General features: G+C 59.2%; 20 protein-coding genes and 1 pseudogene. 6 read left to right on the top strand and 15 right to left on the bottom strand.

Annotation, left to right across the window (positions count from 1 at the left end; translation table 11 throughout):
- The 12 genes and pseudogenes from AC07Y2_RS23240 to AC07Y2_RS23185 all read right to left on the bottom strand — a co-directional run.
- Nucleotides 1-155: pseudogene (locus AC07Y2_RS23240) on the bottom strand (type IVB secretion system protein IcmH/DotU); the annotation flags it as partial.
- A 198-nt stretch (nt 156-353) separates the two neighbouring features.
- Nucleotides 354-1,079, bottom strand: coding sequence for a hypothetical protein (locus AC07Y2_RS23235; RefSeq protein ID WP_178082895.1), 726 nt, complete (start codon nt 1,077-1,079; stop codon nt 354-356).
- Between the two features lie 10 nt (nt 1,080-1,089).
- The gene (locus tag AC07Y2_RS23230) at nt 1,090-2,217 is read right to left on the bottom strand and encodes a GH-E family nuclease (RefSeq protein WP_103387444.1); all 1,128 of its coding nucleotides are present in this window, start codon (nt 2,215-2,217) and stop codon (nt 1,090-1,092) included.
- A gap of 3 nt (nt 2,218-2,220) precedes the next feature.
- Nucleotides 2,221-2,577, bottom strand: a complete 357-nt coding sequence (locus tag AC07Y2_RS23225; RefSeq protein ID WP_103387443.1) for a DUF4150 domain-containing protein — start codon at nt 2,575-2,577, stop codon at nt 2,221-2,223.
- 1 nt (nt 2,578) lies between these two features.
- On the bottom strand, nt 2,579-3,928 hold the full coding sequence (locus AC07Y2_RS23220) for a DUF2169 family type VI secretion system accessory protein (protein ID WP_103387442.1): 1,350 nt from the start codon (nt 3,926-3,928) through the stop codon (nt 2,579-2,581).
- Nucleotides 3,929-3,936: 8 nt separating this feature from the next.
- A complete protein-coding gene (locus tag AC07Y2_RS23215; protein WP_494990417.1) occupies nt 3,937-5,949 on the bottom strand; it encodes a type VI secretion system Vgr family protein in 2,013 nt (670 codons plus the stop codon).
- Between the two features lie 25 nt (nt 5,950-5,974).
- The gene (locus tag AC07Y2_RS23210) at nt 5,975-6,232 is read right to left on the bottom strand and encodes a PAAR domain-containing protein (RefSeq protein ID WP_074688135.1); all 258 of its coding nucleotides are present in this window, start codon (nt 6,230-6,232) and stop codon (nt 5,975-5,977) included.
- 29 nt (nt 6,233-6,261) lie between these two features.
- A complete protein-coding gene (icmH, locus tag AC07Y2_RS23205; protein WP_103386999.1) occupies nt 6,262-7,083 on the bottom strand; it encodes a type IVB secretion system protein IcmH/DotU in 822 nt (273 codons plus the stop codon).
- Nucleotides 7,084-7,606: 523 nt separating this feature from the next.
- On the bottom strand, nt 7,607-9,346 hold the full coding sequence (locus AC07Y2_RS23200) for a dipeptidase (protein ID WP_103386998.1): 1,740 nt from the start codon (nt 9,344-9,346) through the stop codon (nt 7,607-7,609).
- 196 nt (nt 9,347-9,542) lie between these two features.
- Nucleotides 9,543-10,181: a LysE family translocator gene (locus AC07Y2_RS23195; protein ID WP_011335460.1), complete on the bottom strand. Its 639-nt coding sequence runs from the start codon at nt 10,179-10,181 to the stop codon at nt 9,543-9,545.
- 1 nt (nt 10,182) lies between these two features.
- Nucleotides 10,183-10,953, bottom strand: a complete 771-nt coding sequence (locus AC07Y2_RS23190) for a 2OG-Fe(II) oxygenase (RefSeq protein ID WP_103386997.1) — start codon at nt 10,951-10,953, stop codon at nt 10,183-10,185.
- Nucleotides 10,954-11,043: 90 nt separating this feature from the next.
- Nucleotides 11,044-11,670: an alanyl-tRNA editing protein gene (locus AC07Y2_RS23185; protein ID WP_103386996.1), complete on the bottom strand. Its 627-nt coding sequence runs from the start codon at nt 11,668-11,670 to the stop codon at nt 11,044-11,046.
- A 90-nt stretch (nt 11,671-11,760) separates the two neighbouring features.
- Between AC07Y2_RS23185 and AC07Y2_RS23180 the strand changes: the two genes are divergently transcribed.
- Nucleotides 11,761-12,756, top strand: a complete 996-nt coding sequence (locus AC07Y2_RS23180; RefSeq protein ID WP_103386995.1) for a LysR family transcriptional regulator — start codon at nt 11,761-11,763, stop codon at nt 12,754-12,756.
- Between the two features lie 56 nt (nt 12,757-12,812).
- On the opposite strand, the gene AC07Y2_RS23175 is transcribed toward AC07Y2_RS23180, so the two are convergent.
- Entirely contained in the window at nt 12,813-13,220 is a 408-nt protein-coding gene (locus AC07Y2_RS23175; RefSeq protein ID WP_007950758.1) for a PA2817 family protein, read from the bottom strand.
- Nucleotides 13,221-13,294: 74 nt separating this feature from the next.
- A complete protein-coding gene (locus AC07Y2_RS23170; protein WP_103386994.1) occupies nt 13,295-15,742 on the bottom strand; it encodes an acyl-CoA dehydrogenase in 2,448 nt (815 codons plus the stop codon).
- Between the two features lie 248 nt (nt 15,743-15,990).
- On the opposite strand from AC07Y2_RS23170, the gene AC07Y2_RS23165 reads away from it, so the two are divergent.
- The 4 genes from AC07Y2_RS23165 to AC07Y2_RS23150 all read left to right on the top strand — a co-directional run bounded on the left by AC07Y2_RS23165 (nt 15,991) and on the right by AC07Y2_RS23150 (nt 19,159).
- On the top strand, nt 15,991-16,650 hold the full coding sequence (locus AC07Y2_RS23165; protein WP_039770701.1) for a transglutaminase-like domain-containing protein: 660 nt from the start codon (nt 15,991-15,993) through the stop codon (nt 16,648-16,650).
- Between the two features lie 43 nt (nt 16,651-16,693).
- Nucleotides 16,694-17,317, top strand: a complete 624-nt coding sequence (locus tag AC07Y2_RS23160; RefSeq protein ID WP_103386993.1) for a glutathione S-transferase family protein — start codon at nt 16,694-16,696, stop codon at nt 17,315-17,317.
- A 133-nt stretch (nt 17,318-17,450) separates the two neighbouring features.
- A complete protein-coding gene (locus tag AC07Y2_RS23155; RefSeq protein WP_039770736.1) occupies nt 17,451-18,383 on the top strand; it encodes an ABC transporter ATP-binding protein in 933 nt (310 codons plus the stop codon).
- Nucleotides 18,380-19,159 (top strand): ABC transporter permease, encoded by a 780-nt coding sequence (locus tag AC07Y2_RS23150; protein ID WP_007950763.1) that lies wholly within the window; start codon nt 18,380-18,382, stop codon nt 19,157-19,159. Before AC07Y2_RS23155 ends, AC07Y2_RS23150 begins: the two co-directional genes overlap by 4 nt.
- A 54-nt stretch (nt 19,160-19,213) precedes the next feature.
- Here AC07Y2_RS23150 and AC07Y2_RS23145 read toward each other — a convergent pair whose 3' ends face one another.
- Nucleotides 19,214-19,732, bottom strand: coding sequence for a DUF2062 domain-containing protein (locus tag AC07Y2_RS23145; protein ID WP_064598575.1), 519 nt, complete (start codon nt 19,730-19,732; stop codon nt 19,214-19,216).
- Nucleotides 19,733-19,868: 136 nt separating this feature from the next.
- On the opposite strand from AC07Y2_RS23145, the gene AC07Y2_RS23140 reads away from it, so the two are divergent.
- The gene (locus tag AC07Y2_RS23140; RefSeq protein ID WP_103386992.1) at nt 19,869-22,112 is read left to right on the top strand and encodes a DNA internalization-related competence protein ComEC/Rec2; all 2,244 of its coding nucleotides are present in this window, start codon (nt 19,869-19,871) and stop codon (nt 22,110-22,112) included.
- The last annotated feature ends 21 nt before the right edge of the window (nt 22,113-22,133 follow it).

Here is a 22,133-nt window from a genome sequence, read left to right as displayed (position 1 = left end):
TGGTCCAGACGGCGCAGGCGGATGACCAGGCCGATCAGGGGCGTGGCGGCATCGCAGAGCGGGTTCCAGGCCAGGCCGCGCATGTCGAATTCGGGATCTGCAAGCAGCGGTTCGGGTTTGGCCTGGTCCTCAACTAAGTCATTCGTACCACCCAACCTTCGGGGTCGTATTGGTAGTGTTTCTTGCGGCCCAGTGGATCCTCTTCCCAGAGCAGGTTGCCCTGGGCGTCGTAGTTTGAGCGGTACGTGCGCCCCACTCCGTCGGTAACTTCGACAGGCAGTGCCCAGTGCCTATACTTCAATGGATCGCGGGTCTCGATCAGTCGGTTAATATCATCGTGATTTTAGTGCTATTTAGGGGGTTTGGTTTGTCGTGAAGTCTTTTAAGTGTCGTATTATGGATGCGATGTCCATAACTTCTTCATCTTTTCGATTTCTAATCAATGTGTAAGCGTTGTTGGCGGGGGATAGGATCTCTATTATTTTTTCTTCGTAATTTGTGATTTCAATGAATCCGTTAATGACGCCATTTAAGTTTTCGATTTCTGAGAGTAGAGTGTGGTATGTGATTATTGCTCCGGCTTCGCTTGTGCCTGCTCCAGTCTTAGGGTTGTCGAAATAAACTCTAATTTTTGGCGCAATCATTCTTTTCCATTGGAATATTGGAATGGTCCGTTGCATCATTTCTTTGAATTCACGCTTGTCTTCATCACCAGTAAATTCACACCTGAAAATTGGGATGCAGAGATACAAGTTCTCACGTTTTGCTTCTAGGCGCCCCTTTAAGCTCTCATGGTAGGTGCTCGGAACAGCAATGGCATGGGTAAAACCGTAATTGTTTTTACTTATTTCAAAAATTGTTGGTTTTTTTGAATTTAACAAGTCTGGCGTTTGCTTGATTACTGCGATAGAGAAATCTTTGTCTGTGATATCTTCAGAGATTACTAGTATGTCTTGATGTGCTTCGCTTTTTAAGCAGTATTCGTATGTGATTGCTGGAAGCTTATGCTGGAAGAAGTAATGTTCCGCAATATTTTCGACACTGGCAAAGGCCAGTAGTAGGTCTTCCTTTGAAAACATATATGCCTCGCTATTTGAAGTTTGGACCAACGTCTTGTCTGTATCTTACACCTTCCGCGGCCATTGTTCCTCCGTCTGAACTATTGGCAGATCGCAGGCGAATGCTCATGTTGTTCGTGTCATTGAAAAAATCATTTCGCTCAGCTTTGGTGGAATTATATCCTTTTGTATTCCAGTGCTCAACGACTGGTGTTTTATGTTCTATTGTTATTCGCGGATCGTTTCTACTAACAACATCCATGTCGCTTGTAAGAATTTTTCCTGCGTCAGGACCTTCTTTGATTGTATGAGCATCTAACACCTTGTCCTTGACTCCAGCGCGGTATCCGCGGGGGTATTGAGAATCCCTATTATATTTCTGTGGGCCTGCGCTGCTTCTTATGAATCGACCATCTGGTCCTCGCTCCGGTGTGCTTGCATCATGGATGGGGTCTTTAGGTTTGACTTTAGCTCCTTGCTCCTGCGCATGAGCTGCTGCTTCCCTGGCTTTCTTTTCCGCCGCCTCCCTCGCTGCTTTGTCAACAACCTCCTTACCCGCTTTGCCCGACGCCTCAGCCATCTTCGTACTGTGCCGTGCGGCTTTACCAGCGGTGCCCGCATAGCCGACAAACGGAATCGCCGAGAGTAGTGATAGCCCGGCCCCCACGTAGTCTCCGCGAAAAAGACTGATAACGCCGCTGGCAATATCGGCCACTTCCCCGACCACAGGTATCAGGCCCACCACATCCAGGCCGAGCTGGATGCTATCCAGGATCTGCTCGCCGGTGATGCTTTCTTCTTCGGTTTCGGCCTCAATCGGCGGATTGGCCCGACTCGCTGGCACTTGAGCTGGAGCCGTCTCCCCCACAACTCGCCCAATGGTATTGCCACTCTTGAACGAACTGAACGGAGGCAGGGTCGCCTGTTCGGAATGCAGGTAGCGCGCCCGCAGGGCCTCGTATTCCTTCTCCTGCATTTCCTTGCTTTCGTGTACCTCATTGCCCATGGCGTCGCGCCAGAAGACGTCGATTTGCACGCCACCATTCTCGCCTTGCTGCAGCAACATTTCGGCAGGGCCGACGATGCTGTTGGGGGGCGGTTGGACGGTGACGCTGACCGCATGCACGTGCAACGGCGGTAGATTGATCGGTTCCGCCATGCGTTAAGCCCCATTCATCCAGAACTTGTCGTCATGGCGCACCACCAACTTGCCTTCAGCACGTACAGTGCTGCTCTTCTCCAGCGGGTAGCATTTGCCGCCCACGGTGTTGCTTTTGACGCCTTTGGCGGCGCCAGCCCCATCACCTTTAGTGGTGGGCACCAGGCTCTTGTCGAACACCACTACCGGGTTGCCGTTGGAACGCACGGACTTGGCCACACCGGTAGCGGTTTTCAGCTCGGCGGTGACGGGGTAAGGCACCGGTGGGATGGCGCTGCCCATCGGGGTTTTGCACACATCCGGAACGATGCTGACGACCTTCCATTTGCCCTGTTTGCGAGCGATGACGTTATCGGCCATGTCAGACCACCTCCCTGGCTGCGCGCTTGATTAGCGGCGCAGTTGGATCGGTCTCGAAACGCGCTTCAAGGACGCGAATGCCCAGGTGATTGGGCAGGCTGATGCGATGAGTCAGCGCCAGAGTCATGGCCTCGGTGTCGATGCGCAGGGTGTCGGTAAGCATGGGCAGTGGCAGCATGGCGCCGTTGCGCAGGCGCATCAGAACGAACGGGCGATGGCCGGGCAGTTCCACGCACAACGAATCGTCGGGTGTGAGGCTGGGATCGGTCAGGTTGAACAGTTCGATCCGAAACGCTGGTGGCGGAAATTCGATCTGCTGATCGACCGGCGCGCCGTTCCAGTAGGCAAAATCAAAATCTCGCGGCAGGCCCGGCCAGCGTTCACGCTGCCAGGTTTCGTCGTAGCGCCCGGCCAATAGCAGACGCGGTGCCCAGGCCCGCCCCACCACACCAAATCCCACTGGTTGGTTTTTGTAGCTGGCCGCAACCTGCGCCATGCCGTTGGAATCGAGTTCACACTCAGGATGTTTAACCCGGTCCAGGCGCCACACCGGTTGGTCGATGGGTTCGATCTGCGGTGCGGGGAGTTCGCGCAGCGGTTTGTCCAAGTGATAGCCGAGGTCTTCCTGGCGTTTTTCAATCCAGCCCCGGCCCAGCGGGTTGCTGTAGCAGACCTCGTTGAGCAAATACCGCGGAGCGTTTTCATCAACCGCATGTTCGGGATTAGGCACTACGCTGCTGCCACCAAAGGCATGTTCCCAGCGCAAGGGCACCGAAGTGGCGGGCTGCGGTTCGGTCAATTGCCAGCCACCAAACAGACTGTGTCTGAACCGCCGAGGGCCGGTGAATTTCAGCTGTTTGTCCAAAAAGTAGTGGCGTGTCGGCGCATTGGCGCGGCGCTGAAAAGCATCTTGCCGGGCGGCCTGCCATTCAACCAGTTGATACTCGGTCAGCCGTTCGCCGGGACTTAGTGGTGTTGGTAGTGGCACCTCTATTCTGGGAGGCGGCACCACCGGCGCACTGATGCGCAGTCCAGCGGTCCAGTGGGCGGTCGGTTGGCCTTGGGGCGCATAAGCATTACCCACCACGATCACATCACAGCGCGGTTTGAACGGTGCAAGGTCGCTTTCCTCGCAGACGCTGCTTGTCCCTTCTTCGCCGTAGTAGCGATCAGCGGTGCACAGCGCCAGTGGATCCTCATCCATCACTTCAGCGCGAAACTGCCCCGGCTGCCCGTCAATCGGCAGCAACCGATAACCCACTTTCATGACCAGCACTGGGTACTCTTGATCGTCCATACCCAGCGCGCTGAAACACAGCGCATCGAAGGGCGTCAGATTGCGAAATTCCATGACGCCCCCTAGTTGATATCCACGTCTTTACCGTTGATCTGCACTGCGCCAGTGGCGCTGAAATCGAAGGTGCGGCCATTGATCAACACAGTGCCGTCGGACTTCATCACCAGGCTGGACTTGCCAACCGTAATGCTGAGTTCATCGCCGGCCGTGATCTTGAAACGCTTCCCTACCACCACCGATTTGTGAATACCGACCTGCTCGCTCTGGCTCAGACCTACGGTGGTATTCATCGCCGCACCAACACTGGTCTGGTACGCCGCACCAATCGTCAGCGCCTTGGCCAGACCAATGGTTTCAGCCTTGGCCAACTTGATGGTCTCGGCCTTGTTGCCACCGATGGTCACGCTGCGGTTGGCACCGATGCTGATGGTTTCGTTCTGGCCAACATCCTCGGTGCGGTGGTCGCCGATGGATACGGTTTCGTTGTGCTCGACCCGCTCCTTTCGGTCATTGCCGACGAAGATGCCGTTGTTGTTTTTGATATGAACGTTCTTGTCTTTTTCGGCATGGATGAAAACTTCCTGCTGCCCCAATTCATCCTCAAAACGCAGCTCATTGAACCCCGAGCCCTTATGAGTGCGGCTTTTGATGGTCATCCGCGTTTTGTGTTTGGGCAGCTCGTACGGCGGCAGATTGGTCTGCCGGTACGCCCGTCCGGTGGCGATCGGCTGGTCCGGATCACCGTCGAGATAGCTGATGATCAGTTCCTGGCCCACACGGGGAATCGCCATCGCGCCCCAAGTGGCGCCCGCCCAACCTTGCGCCACACGAATCCAGCACGAACTCTGATCGTTGTTTTTATCCGCACGGTCCCACGGAAACTGCACCTTGACCCGGCCCCATTCATCGCAATAGATCTCCTCACCGGGAGGCCCAACCACCGTGGCAATCTGTGGGCCGTCGATGCGGGGCTTGTCGCGCATCGGGGCTTTCCAGTCCGAGGTCCAGCGGATGGCGCTGGCCTTCAACGAGTAAGAGGTGCCAAGGCCACTGCCAAATGATTCTTCCTGCAGGCTGGTGTGCTGCTTGCCCTCGTGCTGGATGGCGATGGTTCGCCAGCGATCGTTGAAATCGTCGCGGGGATGCTCGTTGAGGTCGAAGGCCAATCCCGGTTGCAGGCGAGCATCGTCGCCCTCCATATGGGCCAGTTTGGCGTCATTGCGCAGGGCGGCCAGCCGGGTTTTGGTAAAGGGTTTGCCAGCGATATCGCGCTTGTAGCGGCCGGGATAGTCGTAGCGTTCGTAGTCCTTGTGCTGGTTGTTCAGATCCTGATCGCCCGTCGCGGTGTGCTGCTGGTTGTAGCGCGGGTGGGTGAAGGTGTAGTCGCGCTGCACCTGCACGGCGGTGCGCACTTGCTCGGTGTAGTGGAAGCGATTCAACGCCGGTTCCGAGGCTTCTCCCCCGGCCATCGGCTGGTAGATCACCGGACAATCGGTGTGGGTGCCGATGGTGCCGAGGCCGCCGACGCGATCGGTGAGGACCAGGGTGTGGCCGTCGGCGCGGTGTTCGAAGGTGTAGAGCAGGCCTTCTTCGGCAGCGAGGCGGGCGATGAAGTCGAGGTCGGTTTCACCGGCCTGTACGCAGTATTCGCGAGGCTGGTGCTCGAAGCAGATTTCGCTGCGGATGTCGGTCAGTTTTTGTTCGGTGAGGACGCGGGTGATGATGTCGGGCACAGTCTGGCCCTGGAAGATGCGCCAATTGGAACGCAGGTCGAAACGCTTCAGGGTCGGCTCGACCACGGCGGTATAGCGGGTGCGGCGAAAGCCGGTGTCGCCCTGGGTGAACAGGCTGACCAAGCCGTGGACGTAACGCACCGGAGTCTCGCCACGCCAGATCGTGAATAGCCCCGCCAGATCGAGCACCCGATTGAAGTCGATGGCGGCGTTATGGCTGGCCAGTTCCAGTTCAAGCTTGAAGGGTTGGGACAGGCCTTCTTGAAGAGTGAACGAGACCACTTCGAAGGGATCGCCCCGCAGCGGTTCGAAGGTGTAACGCAGGTCGCTTTGACGGGGCATGAAACCTCCTTGTAGTGAGTGCGGGTCAGTTGATCAGCCAACTGTCATCGCCGTTTTCCAGGGTGCCTTCGTGGTCGGTGCTGTCGCCGACGCGGGCCACGGCTTTTCCGTTGATGTTCATTGAAGGCGAGCCACTGGTGATCACGGCTCCACAACTGAGTGTGTCGCCAGCGCGGGCTACAGCCCGGTCGTTGACAGTGAAACTCTCTGACCCACTGGCGACAGTGACTGGGCCACACACTGGACACGCATGGTCGTGACCGACCAAAACGACAGCAGGCATAGAGCCTCCTTATGGTTTTCACATGGGGGTTAGAGCTTGAGGATTTTGTCCAGTGAGGCAAGGACCTCTTGGGTGATGGCGTTCAGTCGCAGGGTATAGATCGTGTAAGCCATGACTAGTACGGCGGCGGCCAGTGCCCATGGCGTCCACAATGGCCACGTGCGTTTGATCCGGTAGTTACGCGGCGCAACGTTGATCAACGGGGCGGTCAGGCGCTTGGGTGTTTCGCCGCGCAGGGGGCGCAGCAGGCCGTGCAGCTGGTTGATGATTTTTTGTATTTCGTCATCTCCCTTGGCATGGGCACCATATTTGCCTTTGAGACCAGAGATCAGGCACTGGTACATGAACTCCAGCACATGCTGGTACCGGGCCGCTTCGGGGATCATGTTGTTCATGACGGTAAAGAATTTTTCGCCGCCCCACGTCTCCTCATGAAACTGACTGAGCAGTGAGCGCGCACTCCAAGTGGAAGACTTGCCCCAAGTAGTGCTCATGACTACTTCATCCAACAACAGGCACAGACTATAGGAGTAGGCCTTGAGCATGCCGGCGTCGTAGTCGAGCTGATTGACTTCTTCCATGATCGTGGTGATTTGGTTGCTGACGCTTCGGTACAGCGCGGGCACATCGTCGTGCTGGTCCAGACGGCGCAGGCGAATGACCAGTCCGATCAGGGGCGTGGCAGCGTCGCATAACGGGTTCCAGGCCAGGCCACGCATATCGAATTCGGGATCTGCGAGCAGTGGTTCAGATTTGGTGCCAGTAGACGTCGGTTCAAGAGTGTTTTCGGGCGAGGTGGCAGCAGGTGTTGGTTCTGTGTGGGTGGCTCTGTTCGAAATGGCGTCACTCATCGCGTGCACTCTATTTTATCTATCTAGTTGCGTTGCAGAGCTGCAACGCCTAAGTCCTGCATGGAAGCCACTCTAGGCAGACAAGATTTGGAGCTTCAATAGGGCGTGGACGATCAAGAGCTGTCCTACAAATGCTGGCGTAATAGGCTGTCAGTTTTGACTGTCTTTGGTGGGCGCTTTTCAGTGGCGGATGCGGCTAGAGATCTGCGAATGGGTTGGGCATACTCGGTACAGCGTTCCACGGACGTGCCTGGACTGCTGGCTATCGGCCTTTCATGTAGGGGTTGTCAGCTTGCCGAAGTAGTACGCAATGTAGCCCGTCAATCAACGAGGCGTATCTAAAACATCCTGGAAATCAACGGATTGCGCGAAAAACGAGTGTCTCGTTTCCCGCTCCAAATTCACAAAAACGCCGCTCAGTGATGAGCGGCGTTTTTGTTTGTGCGGTTTTTGTCAGGCAATAGAAAAGGACCTCGCGGTCCTTTTTTTGTGGGCCCGCCAATGTGGCGAGCCCGGTACGCGATCAGAGCTTCGGCAATTGCCCGATGCGTCCCATCATTTCGGTGACGATCTGCAGGTCCAGCAGGAACTGGTCAACGGTCTTGAATTCGCCATCGGTGTGACCGGTGTACTTGACCTCCGGTCGCGCCAGGCCGAATTGCACGCCGTTCGGCAGTTCATGCACCGAGGTGGCGCCGGCCGACGTGCCGAATTCGTGTTTCATGCCCAGGTTTTCGGTGGCCACGGCCAGCAGCGCCTTGACCCATTCGCCTTCAGGGTTGCGGTACATCGGTTCGGCGATCGAGTAGTCGAAGTTGACCGCGACATGGGTCTTCTTGCTCCACGCCGCCAGTTTGTCGGCGATTTCGCGCTTGAGCACTTCCGGCGACTTGCCCTTCGGCACGCGCAGGTTGACCGCGAGTTTGAAGGTTTTGTCGTCCATGCCGACATAGGTCAGGGACGTGGTCAGCGGGCCCATGAAGTCATCGGCGAAGCCGACGCCCAGCTTGCCACCCTTGTAATCCAGGCCCCAGTTGTCGGCGGCGTAGTGGGCAGCGTCGGTGATGTGGTTGTGCTTGAAGGCGATCTTGCCGTCCACGCTATGGATGAAATCGAGCATGCGCGCGACCGGATTAACGCCGGATTCTGGCTCGGACGAGTGCGCGGAAACACCGGTAACGGTGAGTTTGACGTCTTTGCCATCGACCTTGGCGTTCACTTCGAAATCGCCGCCGTTGCGCTTGGCGTATTCAGCGCCGGCCTTTTGCAGGCTGGCCGCCAGCTCGGCGGGTTTGTCAGTCACCAGCGTGACGACCGAAACCGATGGAATCTGGTTGGTCGCCAGGCCGCCGGTCATCGAGGTGATTTCCGCGCCTTTACCCTCGGCCTTGCGCTTGGCGAATTTGGCCATGACGGTGCCGTAGCCTTTTTCCGCAATCACTACGGGATAGCCGCCATCCAGTGCCAGGTTGTACTCCGGCGTCGGGTTGCGTTCGAAGTAGTAGGGAATCGCGTCGCCGGTGGTTTCTTCGGTGGTGTCCACCAGCAGTTTGAAATTGCGCGCCAGTGGCAGCTTCTCTTCCTTGATCACCTTCATGGCATACAGCGTCACAACGATGCCGTTCTTGTCGTCCTCAGTGCCGCGGCCGTACATGCGGTCGCCGATCAGCGTGACCTTGAACGGATCAAGTTTGGTGCCGTCCTTCAGCACCCAGTTTTCCGGCGTTACCGGCACCACGTCGGCGTGAGCGTGAATGCCGACGACATCCTTGCCGCTGCCGTCGAGGGAGATTTCGTAAACGCGGTTGTCGATGTTGCGGTAGTTCAGGCCGAAAGACTCAGCCAGATCCTTGATCTTGCCGGCGATCTTGATGAATTCGGGGTTGTCGTGCTGATCGACACCGTCCTTGCGGAAGGTCGGGATTTCCACCAGTTCGCGCAGGGTTTCCAGGGCGGCTTTGCCGTACTTCACACGGGTGTAGAGGCCGAGCAGGCGATGGATTTCGTTTTGCTGTTCAGCGGTCAGCGTCTTGTTGTCGAGGAAGGCGCTGATGGCCGGGCGCAGATCGTCGGTCTTGCTCAGGTCGTTCTTGGCCAGATCACCGAGAAATGCTCTGAAGTCACTGACCTTTGCCTCATTGAAGGTCTTGAGAATGGTCGCGCTCTGCTGCTCGGTAAGGTTGGCTTGGGCTGGCAGCGTGACGGACGAAAGGCTGGCCAGAATCAGCGTCGACGCGGCCAGTTGCTTGAGTGAAAAATCCATTGCTAAGGGCATTCCTTTGCAGGCAGTGAGTAGGAGGTGTCTGATCGAAGCGTCATACGGTTTTGCAAACTAACACCACCAGCGAGTGATAGGGGAGCCCCCGAAGTGGGACGCGTCGCACAGAAATGCAAAAGCGGCGCAGAATCGAAAAAGCCCGTCCAGTCTGTCTGGATCGGGCTTCTGCGATAAGCGCGCTTTACATCGACAACACCAGACGCCCGGCAAACAGGATCAGAATCACCCCCATGCTGCGCTCGAACCAGTGGCCCATGCGCATGAACAGCACGCGCACTTTGCTGCTGGAAAAGAACAGCGCGACGATCACGAACCACAACGCATTCACCCCGCACATCCACAACCCGTACAGGGCCTGGATTTGCAGCGGCGTGCTGGCGCTGATGATCGTGGTGAAGATTGCAAGGAAAAACAGAGTGGCCTTGGGGTTGGTGGCGTTGGTCAGGAAACCGGTGGAAAACGCCTTGAACAGCGATTGCTCGACCAGCGGTTCGTCACTGGTCTTTTCGCCTTCCATTGTCGTCTTGGGTTTGCTGCGGATCAGGCTGACGCCCAGATAAAGAATGTAAGCACCGCCGACCACTTTGGCGACGGTCAGCAACCACGGCGTGGTGTGCATCAAGGCGCCGACGCCCAGCAGGGTGTACAGCACGTGCACGGAAATTCCCGCGCCGATGCCCAATGCGGTGCAGATGCCGACCAAGCGGCCGAAACGCACACTCTGGCGGATGGTCACGGCGAAGTCCGGTCCGGGAGCGACCACGGCCAGGAAGTGGATGGTGGCCAGCGCCAGAAACTCGCCCAGGTAATTCGATGTCATTTCAGCTCCAGAAAGTCAGGGGTGAAGCATTGCCGCGATAGCCGACAAAAAACGAAAGGCTCAAGCGCGGATCGGCCACGCCCGGCGTTACCGAGTGCATGCGGCGCGAATTGAACATGATGAAATCCCCCGGGTCCGGGCGTACTTCGAGGGCGGGCGGGCCGAGCAGCGCCGGGTCGATGCCGTAGCTGTCGCCGCGCATTTCGTCGAAGCGGTCCGGGGAAATGTCGTCTTCCCACATCTGCAATGCGCCGCCTTCGGTTGGCATGTTGAGGTAGACGTTGCAGGCGAACTGCGCCTCGAGGCTGCGGGCCTGAAAACTTTCCGGGGCGTCCTTGGCGAAGATGTCGTGATGGGCCAGGAAGCACACGCCCGGTTTCACCACCCGGGACAGGCCGACGTACATCTTGCGACCGTAGAGGTTTTCCAGGTGGGCACCCGCCGGCCAGGATTCGTCGAGCATGCAGCGCAGGGTGTCGACCGGCGACGAGTAGGGCGCGCAGCGGTTGCGCAGTTCGGCAATGTTGCTGGTGGCGCGCTCGAAGTAGTCCTCGATCAGCAGCGGCTGGTTTTCCGCCTCGTAGAACGCCATGCCGATACGACCGATACTGGGCGCGTTGATGTAGCCCTCGAAGCCGGGGGCGAGGATCTTGTCGCCAATCTGGATCGCCTGCGCCTGGGGCAGAAAGCCTTTGACGCGGATGGCAAGGACTTCTTCGTTGGCCAGTTTTTTTATGCACGTCTCATCGAGACGCTCGACGTCAAGCATCATGGTTTCAGGTCCATCTATCGAATAGTCAACGGAACCGGCGAACGCGGTTCCCCCGGCGTCGGACGCTGCATCTGACAGCGCCCGAAATCCTCAATCCACGCTGTAGTGGACGGACAACGTGCCTTTCTTCTGCGAAAGGGACGCGATCGTGACTGTGCCCAAATCCTTCAGGCTGCGTACATGGGTGCCACCGCAGCCATAGGCTGGCAGTTCACCGAAACCGATTTCCCGCGCGCCTTCGCGCAGGGACGTCAGGCGCGGCAGGTCGTGTTCGATCCATTGCCCGATGCCGTATTGAACGGTTTGCGCATCGACTTCCTGGGCCGAATCTCCGGGTTTGAATTGAACCCGGCCCTCGTCCGGCCAGTGGTGCGCCTTGACCGGCATCCAGCCCATGGCCTGGACGAAGTGGCCGATCAAATGTCCGGCAGAGTGCATGCGGGTGTTGAAGCGTCTGCGTTCTTCATCGACACGGATCTGGGTCATGCCCAGTGGCATCGGTTGATCGACGAAATGAATGATCCGGTCCGCTTCCTGGACGACGCGCAGAACCTGGCTGTCTCCGATCCAGCCGGTATCACAGGGTTGGCCACCGCCCTGGGGATGGAAAAGCGTGGCGCGCAACACAACGGCGAATTCGTTCTCGTGGGGCGTGCAGTCGAGGACTTCCACATTGGCCTTGAGGTCATCACTATGGAAAAAGAGGCGAAGCGTCATATTCCATGCCCTTATTAAAGTTTCTTTTTTAATTATATGAATCGTGCAATAACGTGATAATCCGTTCAAACATCAAAGGACTGTTGCGCTGTGAGCATAAATCTCCCGCTGCCGCTGCTCGGTGAAATGGCGATTTTCGTCAAGGTCGTCGAGACCGGCAGTTTCTCCGAAGCCGCTCGCCAGTTGGGCTCATCGCCCTCGGCAGTCAGTCGCAGTATTTCCCGACTGGAGAAGGCGCTGGCCACGCGTCTGCTGCAACGCACCACGCGCAAACTGCGCTTGAGCGATGGCGGGGAAGAGGTGTTCAAGCGCTGCCAGGAAATGGTCAGCGCGGCGAAGTCGGTGATGGAGATCAGCGGTCAGTTCACCCACGAAGCGGAGGGGCTGGTGCGGGTCAGCGTGCCGAAAGCGGTTGGGCGCTTCGTGATTCATCCGCACATGCCGGAGTTTCTGCGGCGCTATCCGAAGGTCGACGTGGAGCTGTTGCTGGAGGACCGCCAGGTCGATCTGATCGATGACCATGTCGACCTGGCCATTCGCATCACGGATCGTCCACCGGCGGGACTGGTGGGACGACAACTGCTGACCATCGACCATTTGCTCTGCGCCACACCGCAATACCTGGCCGAACACGGGACGCCAACTCATCCCCACGACTTGCTCAATCACAGTTGCATTTACCTGGGCGAGACCCCGAGTGATGCGCGCTGGAAATTCAAGAAAGGTACGAAAGCCGTTACCGTCGGCGTGCGCGGCCGGTATGCCGCCAATCACACCGGCGTGCGTCTGGGCGCCGTGTTGCAACACATCGGTATTGGCAGCCTGCCGTATTTCACCGCCCGTTATGCGCTGGAGCAGGGGCTGATCGTGCAGGTGCTGCCGGAGTGGACATTCCTGGCGTCGTACCACGGCGGATTGTGGTTGCTGCATTCGCCGACGCGCTATCTGCCGCCGAAGCTGCGGGTGTTCATCGACTATCTGGTGGAGTGCCTGGAGAAAGAGCCGACCTTGAGCAAGCCGGGGAAGTCCGGCGGTTCGAAATCGTTGGCCGAGTACGAGTTGCCCGAGAGTGAAGGGTTGCTCTGATCCGATAAAAAAGGCCCGCATGGATCACCGTGCGGGCCTTTTTTATCGGGCGAAAATCAGTGCTTGCTGTCCTGGGCGGACATCGCCAGCAGCTGCTTTTCCTGATTCCAGTCGAACGGTTCGTCGTTCTGTTCGGCTTCGTAGCGGCGTTCTTCCAGTGCCTGATACATGTCGATTTCTTCGTCGGACAGGTAATGCAGACAGTCGCCGGCGAAGAACCACAGCAGATCCCGCGGGATCAGGTGGGCAATTTGCGGGTAACGGGTAATCACTTGAGTCAGGATGTCCTGGCCCAGGTATTGGCTTTCGATCGGCTCGATCGGCAGTGACGCCAGCAGTTCGTCGAAACGCTCCAGGAACAGGGCATGGCTTTCTTCGGGAACCTGATCGGCCTCACCTACGGCGACCAGAATACTGCGCAGATGGTCGAGCAAAACCAGATGATCGGCAACGACGTTGGACACGAGATAAGTCCTCAAGAGCAAAACGGGCGCGGGAGTATAAAGCGCCCGCGCCCGTTTTTCACTGATTGAAGGGATCAGCGGATTTTGCCTTCCGCGGGTTTGAGTTGCTCCTTGTCGAAATCATCGACATCGATCACCTTGCGCCGCGCCGCCTCGGCATCACGCAGGGTCTGGGCTTCCACGGCCTGCAACACGCCGGCTTCCAGTGCCGCATCGATGGCGTGTTCGCCAGCTACCGGTTTGACCTGACCGCTCTTGAGCGACGAGTGCAATTTCTTGTGCAGCGGTTGCGCAGCGTTCAGTTGATCGCAGGCGTGCTGCAGCGCACCGACGGCATCATCGGCCGATTGCGGGCGATAGCAGCCGGCAAGCAGTTCTTCCAGCGCCGGATCGCCCTTGGCCCGGCCGATGACCGCAGCCACCTCGGCACCGAGTTTGTCCGACGGGCCTTTGTGACGGCGGCCGAACGGGAACACGATCACGCGCAACAGGCAGCCAAAGACTCGGTTCGGGAAGTTGGTCAGCAGTTCATCCAGCGCCTTTTCCGACTGGCCGAGGCTTTCTTCCATGGCCCATCTGAACAGCGGTTCCATGTACGCCGGGGAATCGAGGTCGTGATAACGCTTGAGCGCCGCCGACGCCAGATACAGGTTGCTCAGTACATCGCCCAATCGTGCCGACAGACGCTCGCGGCGTTTCAGTTCGCCGCCCAGCAGCATCATGCTCAGGTCGGCGAGCATGGCAAACGCGGCAGCCTGACGGTTGAGGGCGCGGAAATAACCCTGGCTGAGCTTGTCTCCCGGTGCATGTTCGAAATGGCCAAAACCTAGGTTCAGCACCAGCGTGCTGGCGGCGTTGCTCACGGCAAAGCCGATGTGCTTGAGCAGCAGGTCATCGAATTCCTTGAGTGCCTGATCCTTGTCCTCGCGCCCGGCGAGGGCCATTTCCTTGAGGACGAACGGATGGCAGCGGATGGCGCCCTGGCCGAAGATCATCAGGTTGCGCGAAAGAATGTTCGCGCCTTCCACCGTGATGAAGATCGGCGCGCCGTTCCAGCTGCGGCCCAGGTAGTTGTTCGGGCCCATGATGATCGCCTTGCCGCCGTGTACGTCCATGGCGTGGCTGATGCACTCGCGACCGCGTTCGGTGAGGTGGTACTTGAGGATCGCCGACAGCACCGACGGCTTCTCGCCCAGATCCACCGCGTTGGCGGTCAGCATCCGCGCGGCGTCCATCATCCAGGCGTTGCCGCCGATCCGTGCCATGGCTTCCTGAATGCCTTCGAATGCTGAGAGTGGCACGTTGAACTGCTCGCGAATCTGCGCGTACTGCCCGGTCACCAGACTGGTGAACTTGGCCGCGCCGGTGCCCACTGCCGGCAGCGAGATCGAGCGTCCGACCGACAGGCAGTTCATCAGCATCATCCAGCCTTTGCCGAGCATGTCCTGGCCGCCGATGAGGAAGTCCAGCGGGATGAACACGTCCTTGCCGGAGTTCGGGCCGTTCATGAACGCCGCGCCCAGCGGCAGGTGGCGGCGACCGATTTCCACGCCGGGGGTGTCGGTCGGGATCAGCGCCAGGCTGATGCCGAGGTCTTCCTTGTCGCCGAGCAGGTGATCCGGGTCATAGGCCTTGAAGGCCAGGCCGAGCAAGGTCGCGACCGGGCCGAGGGTGATGTAGCGTTTTTCCCAGTTCAGGCGCAGGCCGAGGATTTCCTGACCTTCCCATTCGCCTTTGCAGATGACCCCGGTGTCGGGCATCGCACCCGCGTCTGAACCCGCGAGCGGGCCAGTCAGCGCAAAGCACGGAATGTCGTCGCCCCGGGCCAGCCGTGGCAGGTAATGATTGCGTTGTTCGTCGGTGCCGTAATGCAGCAGCAGTTCAGCCGGACCGAGGGAGTTGGGCACCATTACGGTGGAGGCAAGATCGCCGCTGCGGGTCGCCAGTTTCATCGCTACCTGGGAGTGGGCGTAGGCGGAGAAACCCTTGCCGCCGAATTCCTTGGGGATGATCAGGGCGAAGAAACCGTGTTCCTTGATGTGAGTCCAGGCTTCGGGCGGCAGGTCCATCGACTGGCCGATCTGCCAGTCGGTGACCATCGCGCAGAGCTCTTCGGTCGGGCCGTCGATGAACGCCTGTTCTTCTTCACTCAGTTGCACTTTGGGATAGGACAGCAGCTTGTCCCAGTCCGGACGGCCGCTGAACAGTTCGCCGTCCCACCACACCGTGCCGGCGTCGATCGCGTCGCGCTCGGTCTGCGACATCGGTGGCAGGGTTTTCTGGAACCAGCTGAACAGCGGCGCGGTGAAGTGTTTGCGGCGCAGGTCAGGCAACAGCAGCGGGGCGGCGACCAGGGCCAGCACGACCCAGAAAATCAGCAGCAACCAGCCCGGTGCGTGGCTGAAAATCCCCATCGCCAACAGGTAAGCGGCCACGATGCCCAGTGCCGGCAGCGGGGCGATGCGCCGGTGGGCCAGATACGCCACGCCGACGATCAGAACCAGTATCCACAACAACAGCATATTTAATCCTCCGTGAACCAGGGCGAACCGACCCTCCAGAGCTTAGACGGCATCTGCAAAACGGGGCGGTCAGAGCAAGGTGATTGAAATCGTGGGAAACCCCGGATGTCTTTTGTAGGTTCGGTGGGCAACACGCGTGGGAAATCGTTCGCCGCTTCCGCGTCTTTGCGTGCATGTTTGGCCGAAACGTCGTTATCTCTGTGCTGAACCTCTCGCTAGACTCGGGGCTCAATCAGGAGAATGTCGTCATGCACGAGTATCTGAGCCCCGGCCGCTTCATCGATAGTGACCACCCCTCGGTGGTGGAGTTCGCCGAGCAGCACCGTGGTGCCAGTCGCGATCCGCTCGCGCAAGCGATCAGTCTTTATTACGCCGTGCGCGAGGCGGTGCGTTACAACATGTACACCTTCAGCCGCGACCCGCAGACCTTGCGCGGCAGCTACGCGCTGGCGGCAGGTGAAAGTTATTGCGTGCCCAAGGCCACGTTGCTCGCCGGTTGTGCGCGCCATTGCGGGATCCCCGCACGCATCGGTCTGGCGGATGTGAAAAATCATCTGTCGACGCCGCGTCTGCTTGAACTGCTGAGAAGTGAAGTGTTCGCCATGCATGGTTATACCGAGCTGTTTCTCAATGATCGCTGGGTGAAAGCCACACCCGCGTTCAACCAGAAGCTCTGCGAAATGTTCAACGTTGCGCCGCTGGAATTCGACGGCATGAACGACAGCGTTTTCCACCCGTACAACAGCGATGGTGCGCTGCTGATGGAGTACCTGGTCGATCACGGCCAGTTCGCTGATGTACCGGAATCTTTTTTCTTCGAACATCTGCAGAAATGTTATCCGCACCTGTTCAACGATCAGCAGACGCCACTGTCCAGTGACATGCGCGGTGATGTCGGCCGCCTCTGATCCGGCGTATGCTGCCTGCCCATTTACTGGAAAAGAGGCGGTCATGCTGAAGATCTGGGGTCGCAAGAATTCGTCGAATGTCCGAAAGCCCTTGTGGGCTGCCGAAGAGCTCGGGTTGGCCTACGAGGCCATCGATGCCGGTGGCGCGTTTGGTGTGGTCGACACGCCGGAGTATCGGGCAATGAACCCGAACGGGCGGGTGCCGGTCATTCAGGACGACGGTTTCGTGTTGTGGGAATCGAATGCCATCGTGCGTTACCTGCTGGCAAAACATGCAGCCGACACTTCGTGGTATCCGGCGGATCCGCAGATCCGCGCCACCGCTGACAAATGGATGGACTGGACGACTTCCAGTTTTGCAGGACCGTTTCGCACGGTGTTCTGGGGCGTTTTGCGTACCCCGGCAGACAAGCAGGACTGGCCGGCAATCCATGCGGCGATCAAGGAATGTGACGGCTTGCTGGCGATGGCCGATCAGGCACTGAAGCACCAGCCGTATCTGTCCGGCAATGAAATCGGCATGGGCGATATTCCGCTCGGCAGTTTCATTTATGCCTGGTTCGAGATGCCCATCGAGCGCGCGCCACAGCCGAATCTTGAAGCCTGGTACGCGCGGTTGAAGCAGCGTCCGGCGTATCAGAAAGCCGTCATGACCGCGTTGACTTAATACCTACTATCGACACACTTGACTGTACTTGTGCGGCGACGGCAAGCACCATTGCGCTCGAGCGCTGCGGTTGTCTTCCTCGCCGCCGGCTTTTTATCAGTCCTTTTTTCCTTACTGGGTGCGTAAATCCGATATGAGTTCCGCTCTGTCCATCCGGCAGCTAACCAAAACCTACGGCAACGGGTTCCAGGCCTTGAGTGGTATCGATCTGGACGTCGCCGAAGGTGACTTCTTCGCCTTGCTCGGCCCCAACGGCGCCGGCAAATCCACGACCATCGGCATCCTCTCGACCCTGGTCAACAAGACCAGCGGCACCGTGAATATCTTTGGCCACGACCTGGACAAGAACCCGGCGGCGCTCAAGCGCTCGATCGGCGTGGTGCCCCAGGAATTCAACTTCAACCAGTTCGAAAAGACGTTCGACATCGTCGTGACCCAGGCCGGTTACTACGGCATTCCGGCGAAGGTCGCCAAGGAACGCGCCGAGCAGTATCTGACCCAACTCGGCCTGTGGGACAAGCGCGATGTGCCGTCGCGTTCGCTGTCCGGCGGCATGAAGCGGCGTCTGATGATCGCCCGTGCGCTGGTGCATGAACCGCGTCTGCTGATCCTCGACGAGCCGACTGCCGGCGTCGACATCGAGCTGCGCCGCTCGATGTGGACGTTCCTCACCGAACTGAACCAGAAAGGCATCACCATCATCCTCACCACCCACTACCTGGAAGAGGCTGAGCAGTTGTGCCGCAACATCGGCATCATCGACCATGGCACCATCGTCGAGAACACCAGCATGCGTCAGCTGCTCGGCCAGCTGCATGTGGAAACCTTCCTGCTCGACCTGAAGAGTGATCTGGCGGTTGCGCCGCAACTGGTCGGCTATCCCGCCCGGCTGGTAGACGCACATACACTGGAAGTCCAGGTCGACAAGTCCATGGGCATCACTGCGCTGTTCGGCCAGCTGGCCCTGCAGAACATCGAAGTGCTGAGCCTGCGCAATAAAACCAATCGCCTCGAGGAGCTGTTCGTGTCCCTGGTGGAGAAAAATCTGTCGAAGGTGGCGGTATGAGTTCCGAGCTGCGCCCCAACCTCGTTGCCCTCAATACCATCGTTTATCGCGAAGTCAGACGCTTCACCCGGATCTGGCCGCAGACTTTGCTGCCGCCGGCGATCACCATGGTCCTGTACTTCGTGATCTTCGGTAACCTGATCGGTCGGCAGATCGGCGACATGGGTGGCTTCACCTACATGGAGTACATCGTGCCGGGGCTGATCATGATGTCGGTGATCACCAACTCCTACGGCAACGTGGTGTCGAGTTTCTTCGGCAGCAAGTTCCAGCGCTCCATCGAAGAACTGATGGTCTCGCCGGTTTCGCCGCACACGATCCTGATCGGTTACACCATTGGTGGTGTGCTGCGAGGCCTGATGGTGGGCGTGATCGTGACGATTCTGTCGCTGTTCTTCACCCATTTGCAGGTACACCATCTCGGTGTGACGGTGCTGGTGGTGGTGCTGACCGCGACGATCTTCTCGCTGCTGGGCTTCATCAACGCGGTGTTTGCACGCAACTTCGATGACATCTCGATCATCCCGACCTTCGTGCTGACCCCGCTGACCTACCTCGGTGGCGTGTTCTACTCGATCACCTTGCTGCCGCCGTTCTGGCAGACCGTGTCGCTGGCCAACCCGGTGCTGCACATGGTCAACGCCTTCCGTTACGGTATCCTCGGTGTGTCGGATATCCGTATCGGTATCGCGATCACCTTCATGCTGGTGGCGACGGTGGTGCTGTATATCGGTTGTTCGCGGTTGCTGGTGAGCGGGCGCGGCATGCGCACCTGATCCTTTCAATGCTGCAATGAAAAACGGCCTCCCACAGTGGAGGTCGTTTTGCATTCACGCCTGACGTCTTTTCTTGCGCCGCGCCCATTGCCGGGCCACCCACCAGCGCCAGTACAGCATCACCAGACAGTAGGCGAGGGCGCCCAGTGCCAGCCCGACCACCACCGAACCCAGCAGGAACGGTTGCCACAAGGTCGAGAGCTCTCCGCTGATCCATTCCCAGGTCAACTCGTCCGGAAGTGTGCGGGCCGGAACGTCCATCAGCCAGGCCCCGGCCTGATAGGTGCAGAAGAACACCGCCGGCATGGTGATCGGATTGGTCAGCCAGACCAGGCTGACGGCAATCGGCATGTTGCCGCGCACCATGATCGCGAGGACGGCGGCCACCAGCATTTGTGCGGGAATCGGCAGGAACGCGGCAAACAGGCCAACGGCCATGGCGCGAGCCACCGAGTGTCGGTTGAGGTGCCAGAGGTTCGGGTCATGCAGCAACGTACCGAGAAAGCGTAAGGATTTGTGTTCCCTGATGCTCGTCGGGTCGGGCATGTAACGTTTGAATAAGCGCCGGGGCATAAGGCTTCTCGGTCGGTTAAGGCGGCAAGTATGTCTGGATTCTACGAACCGCCCATTCAGACTTTGTGACAATTGATAACGACGCCCTTGCCCCGCAGCCGCTATGCCTGAAGGTGGGACTCTCAAGGACGGGCTTATGCGCACAGGGATGATGGCGCTGGCGGTCGGTCTGCTGGCAGCGGTTTTTTTACCGGCCCTACCGCCGGTCGGGTTATTGCTGGTGTTGCCGTGGGTGGCGCTGATGCTGCTGCCGTTTCGCAGCTATCCACTGGCGTTTTTGCTGCTTGGATTTACATGGGCGGGTTTCAACGCGCAGATGGCGTTGAATGATCGACTGCCTTCCCGGCTGGATGGCGAAACGCGCTGGGTGGAGGGCCGGGTCGTCGGCTTGCCGCAGAATGCCGAGGGCGTCGTGCGCTTTGAACTGGCCGATGCGCGCTCGCGTCACGAGAAACTGCCGGCGCTGATGCGTCTGGCCTGGTACGCCGGGCCTGAGGTCAGCAGTGGCGAACGCTGGCGACTGGCGGTCAAGTTCAAGCGTCCCGGTGGCCTGCTCAATCCGGATGCGTTTGATTACGAAGCCTGGCTGCTGGCGCAGCGCATCGGCGCTACCGGGACGGTGAAGGATGGTCAGCGCCTGGCGCCGGCGCAGTGGGCCTGGCGCGACAGTATTCGCCAGCGCCTGCTTGCCGTTGACGCCCAGGGTCGTAACGGCGCCTTGGCCGCGTTGGTGCTCGGCGATGGTTCCGGCCTCAGTCGCGAAGACTGGCAAATCTTGCAGGACACCGGCACCGTGCATCTGCTGGTGATTTCCGGCCAGCACATCGGGCTGTTGGCAGCGTTGATGTACGCGCTGGTTGCCGGGTTGGCCCGATTCGGATTTTGGCCGCTGCGTTGGCCCTGGCTGCCCTGGGCGTGCGGTCTGGCATTCGCGGCGGCGCTGGGTTACGGCCTGCTGGCTGGATTCGATGTGCCGGTACGACGGGCCTGCGTGATGGTTGCGCTGGTGCTGTTGTGGCGTTTGCGCTTTCGCCATCTCGGTGCGTGGTGGCCGTTGCTGCTGGCCTTCAATGGCGTGTTGTTGATGGATCCGCTGGCCAGCTTGCGTCCGGGGTTGTGGCTGTCTTTCGCGGCGGTGGCTGTGTTGATCTTCACCTTCGGCGGCCGTCTGGGGCCGTGGCGCTGGTGGCAGACCTGGACACGCGCGCAGTGGTTGATCGCGATCGGCTTGTGCCCGGTGCTTGTGGCGTTGAGTCTGCCGATCAGTCTCAGCGGGCCGCTGGCCAATCTGCTGGCGGTGCCGTGGGTCAGTTTTGCGGTGCTGCCGCCGGCGTTGCTCGGGACTTTGTTGCTGCCAATTCCTTATGTCGGTGAAGGGCTGCTGTGGCTGGCCGGCGGACTGATCGATGGATTGTTCCGGGCACTGGCCCTGATTGCCGGGCGCTGGCCGGCGTGGGTTGCACAATCGATGCCGGGCTGGATCGTGGCGCTGGGTTGCATCGGTGCAGTGCTGTTATTGCTGCCCCGAGGCGTTCCCCTGCGTCCCTTGGGCTGGCCGTTGCTGCTGGTGCTGGCATTTCCGCCTCGAGAACGCCTGACCGAAGGCGTAGCGGATGTGTGGCAACTGGATGTCGGCCAGGGTCTGGCAATTCTGATCCGCACCCGGCATCACACCTTGCTGTACGACAGCGGCCCGCGTTTCGGCGACTTTGACCTCGGCGAGCGAGTGGTGCTGCCGGCATTGCGCAAATTGGGCGTGGAACACCTCGACCTGATGCTGCTCAGCCATGCCGATGCCGATCACGCAGGTGGCGCACTCGCCGTAGCGAAAGGATTGCCGGTCAGCCGGGTCATCAGCGGCGATCCGCAGGGGTTGGCCGAAGCGCTGAACGCCGAAGCCTGTGAAAGCGGTCGGCAATGGCAGTGGGACGGCGTTGCCTTTCATCTATGGCAATGGGCAGAAGCCCATGACAGCAACCAGCGTTCCTGCGTGTTGCAGATCGAAGCCAACGGCGAGCGGCTGCTGCTGACCGGTGACATCGACACCAATGCTGAGCGGGATTTGCTCAACAGCGCGCTGGCGGTTCCGACCCAGTGGCTGCAAGCCCCGCATCACGGCAGCCGCAGTTCCTCATCGATGGCCTTGCTCAAGGTTTTGCAGCCCCAGGCCGTGCTGATTTCCCGAGGGCTGGGCAACTCGTTCGGCCATCCGCACCCGACGGTCATTGCCCGTTACCGCAAGCAGGGAATACACATCCACGACAGCGCCGAGCAGGGCGCCATTCATCTGCAACTGGGGCGGTTTGAGCCGGCCCGGTCGATGCGTCAACAACGCCGGTTCTGGCGCGCCCCGCCGTTGCCGGGGACGGAGTACCGTTGAGCACGGTCGTCGGGGCGACGG

Source organism: Pseudomonas sp. GW456-12-1-14-TSB6, from assembly GCF_059424205.1.
This window is presented reverse-complemented; position numbering and strand designations above follow the sequence as displayed.

Bases quoted from the DNA above. Each gene is read 5' to 3' on its own strand.
- icmH (WP_103386999.1), bottom strand. From the start codon at position 7,083: ATGAGTGACGCCATTTCGAACAGAGCCACCCACACAGAACCAACACCT.
- AC07Y2_RS23220 (WP_103387442.1), bottom strand. From the start codon at position 3,928: ATGGAATTTCGCAATCTGACGCCCTTCGATGCGCTGTGTTTCAGCGCG.
- AC07Y2_RS23155 (WP_039770736.1), top strand. From the start codon at position 17,451: ATGAGTTCCGCTCTGTCCATCCGGCAGCTAACCAAAACCTACGGCAAC.
- AC07Y2_RS23165 (WP_039770701.1), top strand. From the start codon at position 15,991: ATGCACGAGTATCTGAGCCCCGGCCGCTTCATCGATAGTGACCACCCC.
- AC07Y2_RS23195 (WP_011335460.1), bottom strand. From the start codon at position 10,181: ATGACATCGAATTACCTGGGCGAGTTTCTGGCGCTGGCCACCATCCAC.
- AC07Y2_RS23230 (WP_103387444.1), bottom strand. From the start codon at position 2,217: ATGGCGGAACCGATCAATCTACCGCCGTTGCACGTGCATGCGGTCAGC.
- AC07Y2_RS23215 (WP_494990417.1), bottom strand. From the start codon at position 5,949: ATGCCCCGTCAAAGCGACCTGCGTTACACCTTCGAACCGCTGCGGGGC.
- AC07Y2_RS23160 (WP_103386993.1), top strand. From the start codon at position 16,694: ATGCTGAAGATCTGGGGTCGCAAGAATTCGTCGAATGTCCGAAAGCCC.
- AC07Y2_RS23225 (WP_103387443.1), bottom strand. From the start codon at position 2,577: ATGGCCGATAACGTCATCGCTCGCAAACAGGGCAAATGGAAGGTCGTC.
- AC07Y2_RS23210 (WP_074688135.1), bottom strand. From the start codon at position 6,232: ATGCCTGCTGTCGTTTTGGTCGGTCACGACCATGCGTGTCCAGTGTGT.
- AC07Y2_RS23185 (WP_103386996.1), bottom strand. From the start codon at position 11,670: ATGACGCTTCGCCTCTTTTTCCATAGTGATGACCTCAAGGCCAATGTG.
- AC07Y2_RS23200 (WP_103386998.1), bottom strand. From the start codon at position 9,346: ATGGATTTTTCACTCAAGCAACTGGCCGCGTCGACGCTGATTCTGGCC.
- AC07Y2_RS23235 (WP_178082895.1), bottom strand. From the start codon at position 1,079: ATGTTTTCAAAGGAAGACCTACTACTGGCCTTTGCCAGTGTCGAAAAT.
- AC07Y2_RS23170 (WP_103386994.1), bottom strand. From the start codon at position 15,742: ATGCTGTTGTTGTGGATACTGGTTCTGATCGTCGGCGTGGCGTATCTG.
- AC07Y2_RS23140 (WP_103386992.1), top strand. From the start codon at position 19,869: ATGCGCACAGGGATGATGGCGCTGGCGGTCGGTCTGCTGGCAGCGGTT.
- AC07Y2_RS23150 (WP_007950763.1), top strand. From the start codon at position 18,380: ATGAGTTCCGAGCTGCGCCCCAACCTCGTTGCCCTCAATACCATCGTT.
- AC07Y2_RS23145 (WP_064598575.1), bottom strand. From the start codon at position 19,732: ATGCCCCGGCGCTTATTCAAACGTTACATGCCCGACCCGACGAGCATC.
- AC07Y2_RS23190 (WP_103386997.1), bottom strand. From the start codon at position 10,953: ATGATGCTTGACGTCGAGCGTCTCGATGAGACGTGCATAAAAAAACTG.